The sequence below is a fragment of the Rhodococcus sp. EPR-134 genome (genome assembly GCF_001647205.1).
Taxonomy (GTDB): Bacteria; Actinomycetota; Actinomycetes; order Mycobacteriales; family Mycobacteriaceae; genus Rhodococcus_F; species Rhodococcus_F qingshengii.
Window position 1 is genome coordinate 1 of the sequence record NZ_LVCT01000260.1, and the last position, 15,521, is coordinate 15,521.

The following is a 15,521-nucleotide window of genomic DNA, read 5'->3' on the forward strand; positions in this document are numbered from 1 at the left end:
GGTGGCCCTGTTTGCCGGCGACGGACAGGTCAACGACCCTGTAGGTTCACGTCCGCACAACGGTCAGGCGGCGATCGAGAGTTTCTACGACACGTTCATCGCCCCCAATTCGATCACCTTCCATGTCGAGCGCGACATCGTGTGCGGCCGGACGGTGTGGCGCGATCTGAGCCTCGCTACCGAGATGTCGACCGGAGTCGTTCTCGACGTTCCGATGCACTTGCGCTACGACTTGGTGGGGGAGCCCGATTCCTTGCGGATCGGAACCCTCTATGCGCATTGGGAATTGGCGACGATGTTGAGCCAGCTCGCGACTGCTGGTGTGGCGGGGGTGAAGGCGGCCGCGAAGTTGACGCCGCAGTTGCTCTCGAACCAGGGGATCGGCGGGGCGCTCGGGTTCTCGCGCGGCATCTTCGGCGTCGGAGACAAAGGCAAGAAGGCAGCGTCGCGGTTCCTCGATGCGGCCGCTGTCGGCCGAACGCCGCCGGTACCCGTCGAGCTTCCGGCGGGGACGCAGTTGTCCAACGCTGATGTCAACGCTCTGCTCACCGGCGTGACGAAGAGCAAGATGCTGGTTGCCGGTCGCACCGTGACGGCGAGCGTCATCGTGTGCGGGGAACCGGCCATCGCATTGTTCGGCTTCGAGGCGAGCGGTCATCGACTCAATCGGGTGCGTTTCTTCACCGAGAGCTGACATAGAGCCCTCCACATGCAGGTCAGGCTCGGCGCGCCACTCCGGCGCGCCGAGCCTTCGCTTTTCTGAGAATTGTCAGATCGCCCCGAGATCCGCAGACAGCCAGTGCTGCGGATTCATGTAGATCGCTACCTGTTCGCCCAACTGCGATCGCGCGAATTCGAGATACCCGTCGACCTTGTCCGGAGCCAGGTAACGCCGCGAGACTTCGACCAGCATCTCGTCGGTGCCCGGAACGATCTTGTCGACGGATCCGCTGACGCTGACGTAACGGATTGTCGGATCGAGCCTTTCGGCCATCAACGAGAAATGCCCGGCCGACTCGATGAGTCGTGCCTTTCGCGAATCCTTGCCCGTGAGGATCCATGGTTTGCCACCGGGTGAGTACAGGTACCAGATCGGGACGGTCAACGGACCGCGCTCGGTGCCGTCCGCCACGGACAGCGCCCCGATGTGGGGTTCGGCCAGGAACTGTTCACGCTCATTTTCGGAGAGTGCCATTCCTCGAGATTACCGCGACGTTTGACATGGCGTTGTGACTCCGTACACAATCGATGTGCTCATTATGAACAGGCGTTCGCAATGCGAACACGTTTCGATCCGAACTACTGGATCCCAACCGGTCGCGAACGCCCACAAGCAGTGAATGTCGAGGATCCGATGACCGCACATACGCAGTCGAGTTCAATCACCGGTTCGCCTGGGGCGCGTGCCGCAATGTGGGTAGCACCGTTGTGTTGGATCGCTGTGCTTCTGGACGGATTCGACCTGGTCGTACTCGGCGCGGTCATTCCTTCGCTTCTCGACTACGACGCGTGGGGTTTGAGTACCGGCACGATTACGATGATCTCGACCTTCGGGCTCATCGGCATGACCATCGGCGCCCTCGTCATCGGCACTCTCACTGACGTCATCGGTCGACGCCGCGCGCTGCTGTACGCCGTTGCCGCATTCTCGATTCTGACTCTGTTGTGCGCAATTGCGCCCAATCCGTTCATCTTCGGGCTGCTGCGCTTCCTTGCCGGTGTGGGGCTGGGTGGCGCCCTACCGACGGCATTGGCTCTGGTCAACGAATTCTCGAAGAAACAAGGCGGTGGATCTGCGTCGACCATGCTGATGACCGGCTACCACGTCGGCGCCGTTGCCACCGCAGCGCTGGCGCTCGTCGTGATCGAACCTTTCGGTTGGCGAGCGATGTTCGTTGTGGGCGCACTTCCTGCCGTCGCCCTGATTCCACTCATGTTGCGGTATCTGCCGGAATCCCCGTCGTACCTTCTCGCTCACGGAAAGCGTGCCGAAGCCGAGGAAATCGCTGCCCGTTACGGAGTCGAACTCGAGGTTGCGCCCACGTCCGAAGTTGAGCGCGCCGAAGCCGCCAATCCCGTTCGCGCACTGTTCTCTTCGAAGTTCCTGCGCAACAGCATCGCCATCTGGATCACCAGTTTCATGGGCTTGCTGCTCGTCTACGGATTGAACACGTGGCTTCCGACGATCATGCGTGAGGCCGGTTACAACCTCGGGGCGTCGTTGACGTTCCTTCTGATCCTCAATGCCGGCGCCGTCGTCGGACTCTTGATCGCCGGGGGCGTCGCGAACAAGATCGGCCCGCGGACTGCAGCCATCGTGTGGTTCGCCGGAGCTGCACTGTTCCTGGCGCTTCTGAGTGTGAAGGTGTCGTTCGGAATCTACGTGATGGTCTTCCTCGCCGGATGCTTCGTGTTCAGTGCGCAGGTACTGGTCTACGCCTTCACGAGCGCGAATCACCCACCTCAGATTCGCGCGACCGCGCTCGGATGGTCGGCAGGTGTCGGCCGGGTCGGTGCGATCTGTGGCCCGATCCTGGGCGGAGTCCTCCTGGGTGCGGGTTACGCCGTGCCGTGGGGCTTCTACGCTTTCGCGCTCGTCGGACTGCTCGGAGCAATTTCGATCTCCTGCACACGGGTGCGCACCTGAAATACCAGTTTCGCTGGTTGGCGTGCTACTGCTATCGTAAAACATGAGTATGAAGAGTAGCGCTATCGTCGCGCCGCAGGAACCGCTACCGATGCCATCGTCTCGATCCGGTTTGTGGTGGGGCTTGCTCGGTGTGCTGGCGTTCTCGTTCACCGTTCCGCTCACGAGGGTCGCCGTCGCGGATCTCGACCCCCTGTTCGTCGGTGCGGGCCGCGCCGTCGTTGCCGGGGCCCTTGCGATTGTGATGCTGTCGGTTACTCGCGCGACGCTTCCGACGCTTCGGCAGTGGTTGCGCATCGCACTCGTGACTGTTGGTGCGGTACTGGGGTTTTCACTGTTCACCACGTTTGCGTTGCAGACATCGCCGGCGAGTCACGCGGCAGTCGTGATCGGGCTACTTCCCGCTGCGACCGCGGTATTTGCGGTCGTCCGAGGAAAAGAGCGTCCCAGTAAGGGATTCTGGTGGGCAAGCGCCGCCGGCGCGGTATCGGTCGTAGGGTTCGTGGCGATTGCAAACGGCGGACTCGGCTCGTTTCATCTCGCTGATCTTCTTCTGTTCGCCGCGGTGGTGTGTGCAGCGCTGGCATATTCGGAAGGTGCGTTGCTGGCCCGCGAGATCGGGTCGTGGCAGACGATTGCCTGGGCATTGATTCTCGGACTGCCGGTCACGATTGCGTTGACGGTGGCGTCCATGGCCCAGGCTCCGGTCTCTGCCGATGTGAATTCGTGGCTTTCGTTTGCCTACCTGGGATGCGTGAGTATGTTTCTCGGGTTCTTTCCTTGGTACCGGGGTCTGGCGATCGGTCCCATTTCCACTGTGAGCCAAACACAGTTGGTTCAACCGGTGCTCAGCATTGCCTGGTCGGCGCTGATACTCGGTGAGACGTTGTCACCCTCGATCGTGGCCGGCGGTGTCGTCGTCATCGGGTGTGCCTGGCTTGCCCTGAAGGCGCGAGTGGCAGCGCCGCGTGCTGTGCCGGCACGCGACGCGACCACTGCTACTGATGAATCAGAAAAGCGGGCCGCCACCGAAGGCACTGCGGTGTGACGCCGGTTGTTTCCCGTTGGCGTCGGTGATTCCGTACTCGACGGCCGTCTCGGCGGTGATCAGTGTGTGACCGCTGCGCGCGTTCACTTCTGGATCGTTGGCCAATGCAGTGATGACTTGGCCGACGAATTCCGGGGTTTCGGCCTCGGCCAGTGAGAAGCCTTCGAAGCTCTCGATCCCACTCGCCTCCATCCGCTCGTTGCGGATCAACCCGAGCCAGAAGGAAAGTGCGGTGACGCCGGTCCCCTTCAATTCGACAGCCATGTCCGCGGCCATCTTGTCCAAACCTGCCTTCGACATCCCGTACAGCACAGAGTGCAGGTACCCGCGGGTGCCGAACGACGAGATGTTGCCGATCACTCCACTGCCCCGGGGAACCATCAACTTCGCCGCTTCCACCGAAGCAACGTAGTGGGCGCGCAGTCCGATTCCGATCAGCGAATTCCAATCGTCGATCGGCCTCTTCCAGAACGGATCGGCGAAGCCTGCATAACCCGCCGGGTTTGCCCAGACGTTGTTGACCAGAAGATCGAGGCGGCCTGACTGTTCCTCGGCGATGCGTGCAAACAGGTCGACGATCTGTTGATCGTCGGCGTGATCGCACTGCACGGCAATGCCGTGACCACCGCGCTCGGTGATCTCGGCTGCGGTGCGATCGAGTGGGCCGTCGTCGCCGACGGTTCCTCGGGCCGTCACGTACACCGTCCATCCGTCGCTTCCCAGCGCGAGGGCAATGCCCTTGCCGACGCTCCGGCTGGCACCGGTTACGAGCGCAACTTTTCCGTTCGTCGTCATCGCGGCCCACCCAACGAACCCTCGGCGATGTCAGCGTCCGGCGACAGGGGAGTGGTGATCGACCACGTCTCCGTGAAATGGCATTGACTCATTTTCCACATACCGTCCTCGATCACGTACTTGTCGTCGTATTCGCCGGTCATCAACTTCTCGGTGCGCCCGACGATGTCGATCTGGCGGAACTGCAGAGCCCATCGCCCCACCGCCGACGTCTCCGAGGTCAGTGTGATGTCGGGATGCAATCCGTGATGCATGTCGAGGACCGCGTACCGGCCGTCGACCTTGCGAAGAGCGATCTTCTCGAAGATGTCCGCCATCGGCCCCGCGTCGTCGAAGGCGCCGAGGCGGCCGTAGTCGATCGACGCTCCGGAACGGATGAAGCTGTTGCGGAACCCAACTGGATCCTTGGCATCACATGCTCGCCAGTAGCCGTGCTTGAGCTTCTTGATTTCCTCGATCTGTTCGAGCGCGTCGAGGCGTTGTGCGAGATCCAACGTCGGTCCTTTTCGTCTGGGTTTCCCGGAGACATGTCGGATCGACTGTAGGGTGTCCTCAGTCACATGTGTGTAGTTTTTCCCAGTGACCGGTCAGGAATCGGTGTCGGTTTCGCTCGAGGATTCGTCGCCGGTGAGCGTGATCGCAGTCGAGTCGCTGAAGACGCTGCCCCAGAGCTCGCCGAGGGCTGGATCTTCTTCGGCGTGTTCGGGCGCCATCATTGCGAGCAGATTGTTGATCAGCATCCCGTTCGCGATGAACAAACGCGCTTGCTCGGGTGTGCAACCGGTGCGCTCGCGCAGCAAGGTGTAGATGCCGGACATGGCGTTCCGGGAGACGGCGGCGACATCATCGGTGCTGGTGGCGAAGCCGTGCAACATGACAAGCAGTAGCTCTCGGTAGAGAACCAGCTCGCCGTAGGCGGATCCGAGTTCGGCCCAGAACTGCGGATTGCTCGGATCGATCGTGACCGTATCCAATTTGTCGTTGAAGGTGCGGACGATTTCGTCGAGCGCGCGCGTGAACACTGCGTGGAACAAATCTGCCTTGGTTCCGAACATGCGCACGACGTAGGGCTGCGAGACACCGGCTTCCTTGGCGACGGCGTCCGTACTGGTCCCCGAGTATCCACCCTTTGCGAATGCTCGCGTTGCCGCGGCAAGGACCAACGCGCGACGTTCCGGTGCGCTCATCCTGCGGGTACGTGGTTCAGCTGCACCGATCGACATGTTGACACGTTATCACCGGATAGCTTAGTTTCGACCTAAGTAATCATTCGATGCCTTAAGGCACCTTCACTCGAGGAATCACGATGACCGTTTTGACGAAGTCCGGATCGGACGCCGCATCCGGGTCGGAAAGCAGTGGAGGACGTAAGGTTCCGATCGCGATAGCGATGGTTGCTGCCTCTCTGCCCATGTTCATGGCCACCCTCGACAACCTCGTGATGACGAGCGCGCTGCCGGTGATCGAGAAGGAGCTGAATGCGTCCGTCGGGCAACTTCAGTGGTTCATGAATGCGTACACGCTCTGCTTTGCGACGCTGATGCTTTCGGCGACGACGCTCGGCGATCGGTGGGGGCGCCGCAAGATGTTCGTGTTCGGGATCGGGCTGTTCACGGCGGCGTCGATTGCTTCGGCGTTGTCGACGACACCAAGCCTGCTCATCGCGGCCCGAGCCTTTCAGGGCGCCGGCGCTGCCGCGATCATGCCGCTCTCACTCACTCTCCTCGTGGCAGCGGTACCGGAAGCCAAGCGTGCCATGGCAATCGGCGTGTGGGGTGGCGTCTCCGGCCTGGGGATCGCGATGGGTCCCGTGGTCGGTGGAGCGGTAGTCGACGGGTTCTCGTGGCAGGGGATCTTCTGGATCAACGTGCCGGTTGCGATCGTCGCTGTTCCTCTCGCGTTGTATGCGTTGCGTGAATCGACCGGTCGCACACAGCCTCTCGACCTTCCCGGTGTCGCACTCGCCGGACTCGGTGTGTTCCTGGCGGTGTGGGGGATCGTTCACGGCAACGACGACGGCTGGGGATCGCTTGGAGTAGTTGCGTCGTTGGTCGGTTCCGCAGTCGCGTTGGCACTGTTCGTGCTTCGCGAGATGAAGACCTCGCATCCGGTCATGCCCCTACGTCTGTTCCGCTCACGCAGCTTCTCGATGGCGAACGTCATCGGCTTGACCTTCTCGATCGGAATCTTCGGGGCGGTGTTCCTGCTCTCGCAGTACCTCCAGATCGTGATGGGCTACAGCCCGTTCCAAGCAGGCCTGCGGACGCTTCCGTGGACGGCAGCGCCGATGATCTTCGCGCCTCTCGCCGGTTTTCTGGCGCCGAAGGTCGGGCTCCGTTCGCTTCTGCTGACCGGTCTGTTGCTCCAGGCCGGAGCATTGTTCTGGTTGGCAGCGTTGATCGGTCCCGACGTGACGTACGGGTCGCTGGTTCCGGCTCTACTGATGGCGGGAATCGGTATGGGCCTGACCTTCGCGCCGAGCTCGACGGCGGTACTCGTCGACATGGACGAGCCTGATCACGGAACGGCCAGTTCGACCAACTCGACGCTTCGTGAGATCGGTGTTGCACTGGGAATCGCGGTTCTCACTGCAGTTTTCCTTGCCGCCGGCGGTGCCCTCACGCCCCTCGGTTACGGAGATGCGCTGACACCTGCACTGCGCGTCGGCGGTTGCTTCGTGTTGGTGGCCGTGGTCGCGGCGTGGTTCGTGCCCTCGCATCGCAAGAGCTGAGCCGCTGTGCGCCTTTATTAACCGCCGGGGGTTAATAAAGGCGCACAGCAGTTACGAAGCCGGGTCCCCCGGGAACGCTGAGGTGGCCGGAGCGGTTCCCAGCGCGGACCGCCATCCGGCGCCGCGGATAGCCGCATCGGTCAGGCCGTCGATTCCGAACGTGCGGAGTTGGTCGGTATCGACCTGTTCGACGAATGCCCGGTAGGTCACGGCGGTGTCGGATTCGATCTGTGCTGCCAGCTGTGCCGCGGTAACGGCGTCCGTCACCGGAAACGGGATCTCGTAAGCTGCCGCGGCTGTCGGCGGGGTCACGCCCGCGTCGGTCGACAGGGCAACCAGCGCATCACGTCGTGCGCGGTGCGCTGCTGTGTGCGTGGCAACCTCGTTGACACGGGCAGGATTCGAAAACGCGGCAACCACTCCGTAAGCGAAGATCGCGGCATTCTCTGATTCGATTGCGGTCAGCAAGGCAGAACTCTCGGATCGACGGGTGTGCGAAATGATCACGGAAGCAACACCGCAACCTGAGTCGAGCACGACGCGCTGATCGAACCGAGCAGGCCCGCGCGATAGCCGGACATCGTCCGAGCGAGATCCGCGGCACTGCGCGCCGAATCGGCCAGCGAGGTACTCAAGGTTTCGACGCCCGTAGGAGCGTTTGCGACCGAGGTCGACGGGGGCGCTGTGGTCGTAGCGGCGCCGCTGCCCGCTGCTCGCGCAATCTCGGCGTCGAGTTCGAGTGCATGCGCTGTGCGTTCGGCGCTGATCGTGGTCAGTGATGCCGACTTGTCCGGCGCAAGAGCGATAGCGGCGGTTGCGGCTGCCGCGTCGGAGCGGGCTCGATCGGCCTGGGCCGTCAGCTGGTCGACTTCTGCAGCCGCCTCCGCTGTGCCGTTGTCGGTGCAGGCGGACAACGAGAAGGCAGCAGCGCCCAACGCTGCTGTTCCCGTCATCTTGAGCGCACTCCGCCGGGAGAGTGGGGTAGTAGTCATGGGCGTCAGCACCAGTCCATCGTGCCAGGTGGTCGGCCGATCGTTCGAATCCGCGGCACGTGTTCAAGTGTGACGTGCGTCGGGCACTCTGGTCACGGAGACGCGCAATGAGCGGTACTCTTGGATGCTTGCAGCATGTGGCACCTGGTGTCTTTTCATGCTCGCAGCCGCCCACGTCGACAGTCGACACAAGTCGGACAATCGACGACAACTGAAATGAGGAGTTCGCGAGATGCCGGTGCCATCCAGGGAGAGGGTGATCGAGCTGATCTCCGAACTCGTGCACGCCCAGGGTTACGACGTCGACGACGTTGTCGTGACCAGTGCGGGCAAGCACAGCGCGGTGCGCATCATGGTCGACAGCGATGCCGGGATCGAGCTCGATGCCGCCGCGGAGATCAGCAGACTCGTTTCGGAACTTTTCGACACCCTCGAGGAAATCGGTGAAACGCCGTACACCCTCGAGGTGACCTCCCCGGGAATTGACCGCCCACTGACGCTCGATCGTCACTGGCGTCGGGCTCGCGGACGTAAAGCGCGAATCGATCTGGCCGGCGAGACCGTGGTGGGCCGTATCGGAACGATGAACGACGATTCCGTGGCAGTTGTCATCGGTGGCCGTGGCGGACTGACCGTGCGCGAGATTGCACTGGGCGACGTTCAGAAGGCTGTAGTTCAGGTGGAGTTCTCGAAGCCCAGTGAGGCGGAGTTGGAACTCGCGGGCGGCATCCCGGAGGGGCGCGCAGTTCCCTCCGATGCGGTTGACCTCACCGAGGACTCGGGCGTGGACAGTGTCGAAGACGACGAAGCAGAATTAGAAGACGTAGAAAACGAAGAAGGGTTCGACAAGTGAATATCGACATTGCAGCGTTGCGAGCGATCGAAGCCGAAAAAGGTGTCTCGATCGAAACTGTGATCGCCACGATCCAGACCGCGCTGCTGACGGCGTACCGCCACACCGAGGGGCACAAGCAGAACGCTCGGATCGATGTCAACATCAAGACCGGTTCGGTGCGAGTGATGGCGCACGACACCGATGCCGACGGCAACATGATCGGTGAGGAGTGGGACGACACTCCCGAGGGATTCGGACGCATCGCGGCGACCATCGCACGCCAGGTCATCCTGCAGCGTCTGCGCGACGCCGAGCACGAGCGCAGTTTCGGTGAGTTCTCGACCCATGAGGGTGAAATCGTCGGTGGTGTCATTCAGCGTGACACGCGTGCGAATTCCCGCGGAATGGTCGTCGTCCGAATCGGCAGCGAATCCAATGGCGCCGAGGGATTGTTGCCGCCTGCAGAACAGGTTCCCGGCGAGAACTACGAGCACGGTGAGCGCATCAAGTGCTACGTCGTCGGAGTTGCTCGCGGAGCCCGCGGCCCACAGATCACCCTCTCGCGGACCCACCCGAACCTGGTTCGCAAGTTGTTCGCACTCGAGGTTCCAGAGATCGCGGACGGCAGCGTCGAGATCATCAACGTCGCGCGCGAAGCGGGACATCGTTCCAAGATCGCCGTTGCCTCACGTGTGCAGGGGCTCAACGCAAAGGGTGCATGCATCGGCCCGATGGGTCAGCGCGTCCGCAACGTCATGAGCGAACTCGCGGGGGAGAAGATCGACATCATCGACTTCGACGAAGATCCCGCGACGTTTGTGGGCAACGCACTTTCCCCGTCGAAAGTGGTCTCCGTCACTGTCGTCGATCCCGAGGCTCGTGCGGCCCGTGTCATCGTGCCCGATTTCCAGCTTTCGTTGGCCATCGGAAAAGAGGGTCAAAATGCCCGCCTGGCTGCGCGGTTGACGGGTTGGCGTATCGACATTCGGAGCGATGCGGCACCCGTTGGCGACGCGTCCGACCGGCCCGCCACGTCCAACGGATAACAGTGGAATGCAGTGATCGAGACGGTTCGGCGGTAGAGTGGACAATGGTTCGACGTGAGTCCTCGGATTCTGCGCGCGTGAAACCCGGTTCGCCGGTCAGAACGTGTGTGGGATGCAGGGAACAAGGGTCGGCTGTCGATCTGTTGAGGGTCGTGGTTGGTGAGCAGGGGCCGGAGGGTTCCCCGCTCGTCCCCGACGTATCGCGAAGACTCCCCGGTCGAGGTGCATGGCTGCACCTGGATCCGAGTTGTCTGAGCCTGGCAGAGCGGCGCCGAGCATTCAGCAGAGCACTGCGAGTGTCCGGAAATCTGGACACGTCCGCTGTCGACCAGCTGGTCGACGCAGTTCACACAAAAGCAGTACCTCTCGAGAAGAACAGGCACAAGCACTCATGAGCACACCGTGAAGCACCAACGATGAACGTCCATCGGCGATAACCCGAGGTCGTGCGGGACCCACATCTGTGGGATGCCTCCTGCTCGACCTCATCAGTGAGGAGAGCAGTGGCAGGCAAGGCCCGCGTGCACGAGTTGGCTAAAGAACTCGGTGTCACCAGCAAGGAACTACTCGCAACGCTCAAGGAGCAAGGCGAGTTCGTGAAGTCTGCGTCATCCACAGTGGAGGCGCCCGTCGCCCGTCGTCTGCGGGAGTCATTCCCGTCGGCAGGCGGAGCAGAAACCAAGTCCGAGACCGGCGCAGCCGCTCCGGCGGCTCGCCCCGCGGCAAAGCCCGGCGCACCGTCGCCGTCGGCTGCAAAGCCTGGCGCACCGCGTCCCGGCCCCAAGCCGGCCGCACCCGCACCGGCTGCTCCCGCAGCTCCGGCCCCGGCAGCCCCCGCGGCTCCCGCAGCCGCTGCTCCGGCAGCACCGTCAGCGCCGGTCCCCACCCCGACGTTCAACGCTCCGAAGCCAGCACAGCCGGCACGTCCGGCTCCGGCTGCTCCCGCAGCGTCGGCACCGGCAGCCCCCGCGGCTCCGGCCGCACCGTCCACTGGCGCAAAGCCCGGCGGACCGCGTCCGGGACCGAAGGCACCTCGCGTCGGTAACAACCCGTACTCCTCGGCACCCGCCGAGCGTCCGGCACCTCGTCCGGCTCCCGGCGCACCGCGTCCGGGCGCAGGTCAGGGCGGTTCTCGTCCGGCTCCGGGTCAGGGCGGTCCCCGTCCGGCTCCCGGTCAGGGTGGACCTCGTCCGGCTCCGGGTCAGGGCGGTCCCCGTCCGGCTCCCGGTCAGGGTGGACCCCGTCCGCCTGCAGGTCAGGGCGGACCCCGTCCCAGCCCCGGCTCCATGCCTCCTCGCCCGAACCCGGGTGCAATGCCTGCTCGTTCCGCTCGTCCCGCGCCCGGTGGCGGCGGACGTCCGGGTCGTCCCGGTGGCGCTCCCGGTGGTCGTCCGGGTGGCGGCGGCGGTGGATACCGCGGTGGCGGCGCTCCCGGCGCCGGTGCCGGTGCAGGTGCTCCCGGTGGAGCAGCTCCGGCCGGTGGATTCCGCGGTCGTCCCGGCGGCGGTGGCCGTCCCGGTCAGCGCGGCGCAGCGGCAGGTGCATTCGGTCGTCCCGGCGGAGCAGTTCGCCGTGGACGTAAGTCGAAGCGGGCGAAGCGCGCCGAGTACGAAAGCATGCAGGCTCCCGCAGTCGGCGGCGTCAGGCTGCCACGCGGCAACGGCGAGACCATCCGTCTCGCTCGCGGCGCATCTCTGTCGGACTTCGCGGACAAGATCGATGCGAACCCCGCAGCACTCGTGCAGGCGTTGTTCAACCTCGGTGAGATGGTCACGGCAACTCAGTCGGTCAACGACGAGACGCTGGAGCTGCTCGGCGGCGAAATGAACTACGTCGTGCAGGTCGTCAGCCCGGAGGACGAGGATCGCGAGCTGCTCGACAGCTTCGACCTCACCTACGGCGAGGACGCCGGCGGAGAAGAGGACCTCGAGTCCCGTCCGCCTGTGGTCACCGTCATGGGCCACGTCGACCACGGTAAGACCCGTCTGCTCGACGTGATCCGTAAGGCGAATGTCCGTGAGGGCGAAGCCGGCGGCATCACGCAGCACATCGGTGCCTACCAGGTGCTGACCGAGCTCGAGGGCAACGAGCGTCTCGTGACGTTCATCGACACCCCGGGTCACGAGGCCTTCACGGCCATGCGTGCTCGTGGTGCCAAGGCCACCGACCTCGCGATCCTTGTTGTCGCAGCCGACGACGGCGTCATGCCGCAGACGGTGGAAGCGATCAACCACGCCCAGGCGGCCGACGTGCCGATCGTGGTCGCGGTGAACAAGATCGACAAGGAAGGCGCGAACCCGGACAAGATCCGGCAGCAGCTCACCGAGTACGGACTGGTGGCCGAGGAATACGGCGGAGACACCATGTTCGTCGACATCTCGGCGAAGCAGGGTCTCAACATCGACGCACTGCTCGAAGCAGTGCTGTTGACGGCCGACGCTTCCCTGGATCTGCGCGCCAACCCGGACATGGACGCTCAGGGTGTTGCCATCGAGGCGCACCTCGACCGTGGCCGCGGCCCCGTCGCTACCGTGCTCATTCAGCGCGGAACGCTGCGGGTCGGCGACTCGATCGTTGCCGGCGATGCTTACGGCCGCGTCCGCCGCATGGTGGACGAGCACGGTCAGGACGTCCACGAGGCACTGCCTTCACGTCCGGTCCAGGTCATCGGCTTCACGTCGGTCCCCGGTGCAGGCGACAACCTGCTCGTGGTCGACGAGGACCGTATCGCTCGTCAGATCGCGGACCGTCGCAACGCACGTAAGCGCAACGCGCTTGCAGCGAAGAGTCGTAAGCGCATCAGCCTCGACGATCTCGATGCAGCTCTGAAGGAACATTCACAGCTGAACTTGATCCTCAAGGGTGACAACTCGGGAACCGTGGAGGCCCTCGAAGAGGCTCTCCTCGGAATTCCGATCGACGACGAGGTGCAGTTGCGCGTCATCGACCGCGGTGTCGGTGGCATCACGGAGACCAACGTCAACCTGGCTGCTGCGTCCAACGCGATCATCATCGGCTTCAACGTCCGCGCCGAAGGCAAGGCAACGGAGCTGGCGAACCGCGAGGGCGTCGACATTCGCTACTACTCGGTGATCTACCAGGCCATCGACGAGGTCGAGAAGGCACTCAAGGGTCTGCTCAAGCCGGTGTACGAAGAGGTCGAGCTGGGCAAGGCAGAGATCCGCGCCATGTTCCGTTCGTCCAAGATCGGCAACATTGCCGGTTGCTTGGTCACGTCGGGCAGCATCCGTCGCAACGCCAAGGCACGTCTCATCCGCGACAGCAAGGTCATCGCCGAGACGGTCACCATCTCCTCGCTCAAGCGGGAGAAGGAAGACGCTACCGAGGTTCGCGAAGGCTACGAATGTGGTTTGACCGTCACCTATTCCGATATCAAGATCGGTGACGTTCTCGAGTGCTACGAGCTTCGCGAGAAGCCGCGCGACTGATTATGTCGACACGGGCGTTGGGGCGGACGCACGTGAGTACTAGCTGACATGGACTCTCTCGGACTTGAACATACAAGTCCGAGAGAGTCCATTCGGCTCTGTCTAGGGGGAAAATGTTTGTAGGGGCACTGGAGTACGACATCCTTTTCGGCGATGTCCACTCACTCAAGGAAAAGCGTTCGATGCTGTCGCCGATCCTGACGGAACTCCGTCGATTCGGTGTGAGTGCAGCGGAGGCGGGGGAGCAGGGACGCCTGCGTCGTGCGCTCGTGGGCGTCGGGGTGGTCAGTTCGTCTGTCGATCACCTGCACGACGTTCTCGATCATTGTGAGCGGGCGGTCGCCGAGCGTCCGGAGATTCAGTTGCTGGCTGTGCGAAGGCGAATCTTCGGCCCGGAAGACTGAGCGTCATCGGGCGGTGTCGATGAGCCACGCTTCCAGACGGCGTACCGAATCGAGTTCGTCGGCAAGGGATTCGGTGGCTTCGGGACCAACGGTGGCGGTGTTTGTGCTCACGCTCGACGCATGCGACAACTGTGGAGATCGACGACGGCCCTGGCGGCGGTGGCTCGTGGTCGAAGACCTCTACCGATGGTGATTTGGTTGCCGGGTAGCCGATGGACGAGACTGTTGTCGGTAATAATTCTTGTTAACCAGAACTTTGATCGATCGAGTCACCTCGATTCGAGTGGCCAGGTAGAGGAGACTGACAGTCATGGTAGATCCAGCCCGGGCACGCAAGTTGGCAAAGCGTATCGGAACCATCGTCGCGACCGCGATCGATCACGAGATCAAGGATCCGCGACTCGCATTCGTGACCATCACGGACACCAAGGTCACCAACGATCTGCACGACGCGACGGTGTACTACACAGTCATGGGCGAGAAGGTCGATTCCGCACCCGATGTGGAAGCCGCCGCCGCAGGTCTCGAGAAGGCCAAGGGTGTTCTGCGCTCGAAGGTCGGTGCCGGAACCGGAGTTCGCTTCACACCGACTCTGACGTTTGTCGCCGATACCGTTCCCGACACCGCGCGTCATATGGAAGAACTGCTGGCCCGTGCCAAGGCCGCCGACGACGAGGTCGCCAAGGCGCGTGAGAATGCACAGCCGGCCGGAGATGCAGATCCGTACAAGGAGCCGCGAGTGGCTTCGGACGAAGACGAGGCGTCGCCAGATGTTCGTGAAGCCGACTGACGCGCACCGAGAATGACGATCACCGCACTTTCGGACGTCGACCCCTGCGAGGCGAAGTTCGCTCAGGTGGCCGAGGTTCTCGAATCGGCACACACGGTGACAATTCTCTGCCATGTGCAGCCGGATGCGGACACGATCGGCAGCGGACTTGCGCTCGGTCTCGTTCTCGAGCGTCGGGGCATTTCGGTGCAGGTCGCGTTCAGTCGGCCGTCGGCGCTGCCCGAGTCGATGCGCGATTTCCCCGGTCTCCACTTGCTCGTGGCGCCCACTGATGTTCAGGAAAGTGTCGACGTACTGGTGACGGTGGATGTCGGCAGCGAGGGCCGCCTCGGTGAGTTGGCGAGTCGACTCGCCGGCGCGAATCGCACGATCGTCCTTGATCACCATCGCTCCAATTCCGAATTCGGAAGCATCAACGTCGTCGACGAAACCGCGGCTTCGACGACGGCGCTCATCGCACGATTCTTCGATGCGTGGGGAGTCGCGATCGATCGCGATATCGCGCACTGTCTCTATGCCGGACTGGTCACCGACACCGGCTCCTTCCGGTGGGGAGGTCCGCTTCCGCACGTGCTCGCGGCGCGTTTGCTGGCGACCGGCATCGACGGCGACGCGATTGCGCGAAAGCTGCTCGACACCCATCCGTTCGGGTGGTTGCCGATGCTGGCTTCGGTACTCGGGTCCGCGGTGCTGGTCCCGGAAGCCGCGGACGGCCGTGGGCTGGTGTACGCGGTCATCCGACGCAGTGACATCGGCGATCTTCGCTCCGAGGAGATCGAGAGCG

The 15,521-nt window shown here is 63.2% G+C and carries 17 protein-coding genes; 11 read left to right on the forward strand and 6 right to left on the reverse strand.

The features are described 5' to 3' along the window. The coding region (locus A2J01_RS11555; RefSeq protein WP_064112733.1) for a hypothetical protein at positions 1 to 694 on the forward strand (694 nt) is incomplete at its 5' end. A 75-nt stretch (positions 695 to 769) separates the two neighbouring features. On the opposite strand, the gene A2J01_RS11560 is transcribed toward A2J01_RS11555, so the two are convergent. Beyond that, positions 770 to 1,195 (reverse strand): pyridoxamine 5'-phosphate oxidase family protein, encoded by a 426-nt coding sequence (locus A2J01_RS11560; protein ID WP_003942732.1) that lies wholly within the window; start codon positions 1,193 to 1,195, stop codon positions 770 to 772. Positions 1,196 to 1,354: 159 nt separating this feature from the next. Between A2J01_RS11560 and A2J01_RS11565 the strand changes: the two genes are divergently transcribed. Further along, positions 1,355 to 2,647 (forward strand): MFS transporter, encoded by a 1,293-nt coding sequence (locus A2J01_RS11565; protein WP_064112741.1) that lies wholly within the window; start codon positions 1,355 to 1,357, stop codon positions 2,645 to 2,647. 91 nt (positions 2,648 to 2,738) lie between these two features. Then, positions 2,739 to 3,695: a DMT family transporter gene (locus A2J01_RS11570; RefSeq protein ID WP_007735024.1), complete on the forward strand. Its 957-nt coding sequence runs from the start codon at positions 2,739 to 2,741 to the stop codon at positions 3,693 to 3,695. On the opposite strand, the gene A2J01_RS11575 is transcribed toward A2J01_RS11570, so the two are convergent. The 3 genes from A2J01_RS11575 to A2J01_RS11585 all read right to left on the reverse strand — a co-directional run bounded on the left by A2J01_RS11575 (position 3,657) and on the right by A2J01_RS11585 (position 5,713). Next, complete coding sequence (locus A2J01_RS11575) at positions 3,657 to 4,490, reverse strand: SDR family NAD(P)-dependent oxidoreductase (RefSeq protein ID WP_064112734.1); 834 nt, start codon at positions 4,488 to 4,490, stop codon at positions 3,657 to 3,659. The genes A2J01_RS11570 and A2J01_RS11575 overlap by 39 nt on opposite strands. After that, the gene (locus tag A2J01_RS11580; RefSeq protein ID WP_064112735.1) at positions 4,487 to 4,984 is read right to left on the reverse strand and encodes a nuclear transport factor 2 family protein; all 498 of its coding nucleotides are present in this window, start codon (positions 4,982 to 4,984) and stop codon (positions 4,487 to 4,489) included. Before A2J01_RS11580 ends, A2J01_RS11575 begins: the two co-directional genes overlap by 4 nt. Before the next feature lie 93 nt (positions 4,985 to 5,077). Then, positions 5,078 to 5,713 (reverse strand): TetR/AcrR family transcriptional regulator, encoded by a 636-nt coding sequence (locus A2J01_RS11585; RefSeq protein WP_064112736.1) that lies wholly within the window; start codon positions 5,711 to 5,713, stop codon positions 5,078 to 5,080. 83 nt (positions 5,714 to 5,796) lie between these two features. Between A2J01_RS11585 and A2J01_RS11590 the strand changes: the two genes are divergently transcribed. Beyond that, complete coding sequence (locus A2J01_RS11590) at positions 5,797 to 7,221, forward strand: MFS transporter (protein WP_064112737.1); 1,425 nt, start codon at positions 5,797 to 5,799, stop codon at positions 7,219 to 7,221. Positions 7,222 to 7,272: 51 nt separating this feature from the next. On the opposite strand, the gene A2J01_RS11595 is transcribed toward A2J01_RS11590, so the two are convergent. Both A2J01_RS11595 and A2J01_RS11600 read right to left on the reverse strand, forming a co-directional pair. Further along, entirely contained in the window at positions 7,273 to 7,728 is a 456-nt protein-coding gene (locus tag A2J01_RS11595; RefSeq protein ID WP_058226297.1) for a ferritin-like domain-containing protein, read from the reverse strand. After that, complete coding sequence (locus A2J01_RS11600; protein ID WP_042450877.1) at positions 7,725 to 8,174, reverse strand: hypothetical protein; 450 nt, start codon at positions 8,172 to 8,174, stop codon at positions 7,725 to 7,727. The genes A2J01_RS11595 and A2J01_RS11600 overlap by 4 nt, the downstream gene beginning before the upstream one ends. A 271-nt stretch (positions 8,175 to 8,445) precedes the next feature. On the opposite strand from A2J01_RS11600, the gene rimP reads away from it, so the two are divergent. From rimP to A2J01_RS11635, 7 genes are all read left to right on the forward strand, one after another. Further along, the gene (rimP, locus tag A2J01_RS11605) at positions 8,446 to 9,066 is read left to right on the forward strand and encodes a ribosome maturation factor RimP (protein WP_050655155.1); all 621 of its coding nucleotides are present in this window, start codon (positions 8,446 to 8,448) and stop codon (positions 9,064 to 9,066) included. Continuing rightward, positions 9,063 to 10,094, forward strand: a complete 1,032-nt coding sequence (gene nusA / locus A2J01_RS11610) for a transcription termination factor NusA (RefSeq protein ID WP_064112738.1) — start codon at positions 9,063 to 9,065, stop codon at positions 10,092 to 10,094. The genes rimP and nusA overlap by 4 nt, the downstream gene beginning before the upstream one ends. A gap of 44 nt (positions 10,095 to 10,138) precedes the next feature. After that, complete coding sequence (locus A2J01_RS11615) at positions 10,139 to 10,489, forward strand: YlxR family protein (RefSeq protein WP_019748063.1); 351 nt, start codon at positions 10,139 to 10,141, stop codon at positions 10,487 to 10,489. A gap of 108 nt (positions 10,490 to 10,597) precedes the next feature. Then, positions 10,598 to 13,543, forward strand: a complete 2,946-nt coding sequence (infB, locus tag A2J01_RS11620; protein ID WP_030535614.1) for a translation initiation factor IF-2 — start codon at positions 10,598 to 10,600, stop codon at positions 13,541 to 13,543. 113 nt (positions 13,544 to 13,656) lie between these two features. After that, positions 13,657 to 13,947 (forward strand): DUF503 domain-containing protein, encoded by a 291-nt coding sequence (locus A2J01_RS11625; RefSeq protein WP_064112739.1) that lies wholly within the window; start codon positions 13,657 to 13,659, stop codon positions 13,945 to 13,947. A 310-nt stretch (positions 13,948 to 14,257) separates the two neighbouring features. Beyond that, positions 14,258 to 14,737 carry a 30S ribosome-binding factor RbfA gene (gene rbfA / locus A2J01_RS11630; protein ID WP_003942248.1) on the forward strand — a complete coding sequence of 160 codons (480 nt, stop codon included), beginning with the start codon at positions 14,258 to 14,260 and terminating at the stop codon, positions 14,735 to 14,737. Between the two features lie 12 nt (positions 14,738 to 14,749). Continuing rightward, positions 14,750 to 15,521: DHH family phosphoesterase (locus A2J01_RS11635; protein WP_064112740.1), on the forward strand; the 772-nt coding region annotated here is incomplete at its 3' end.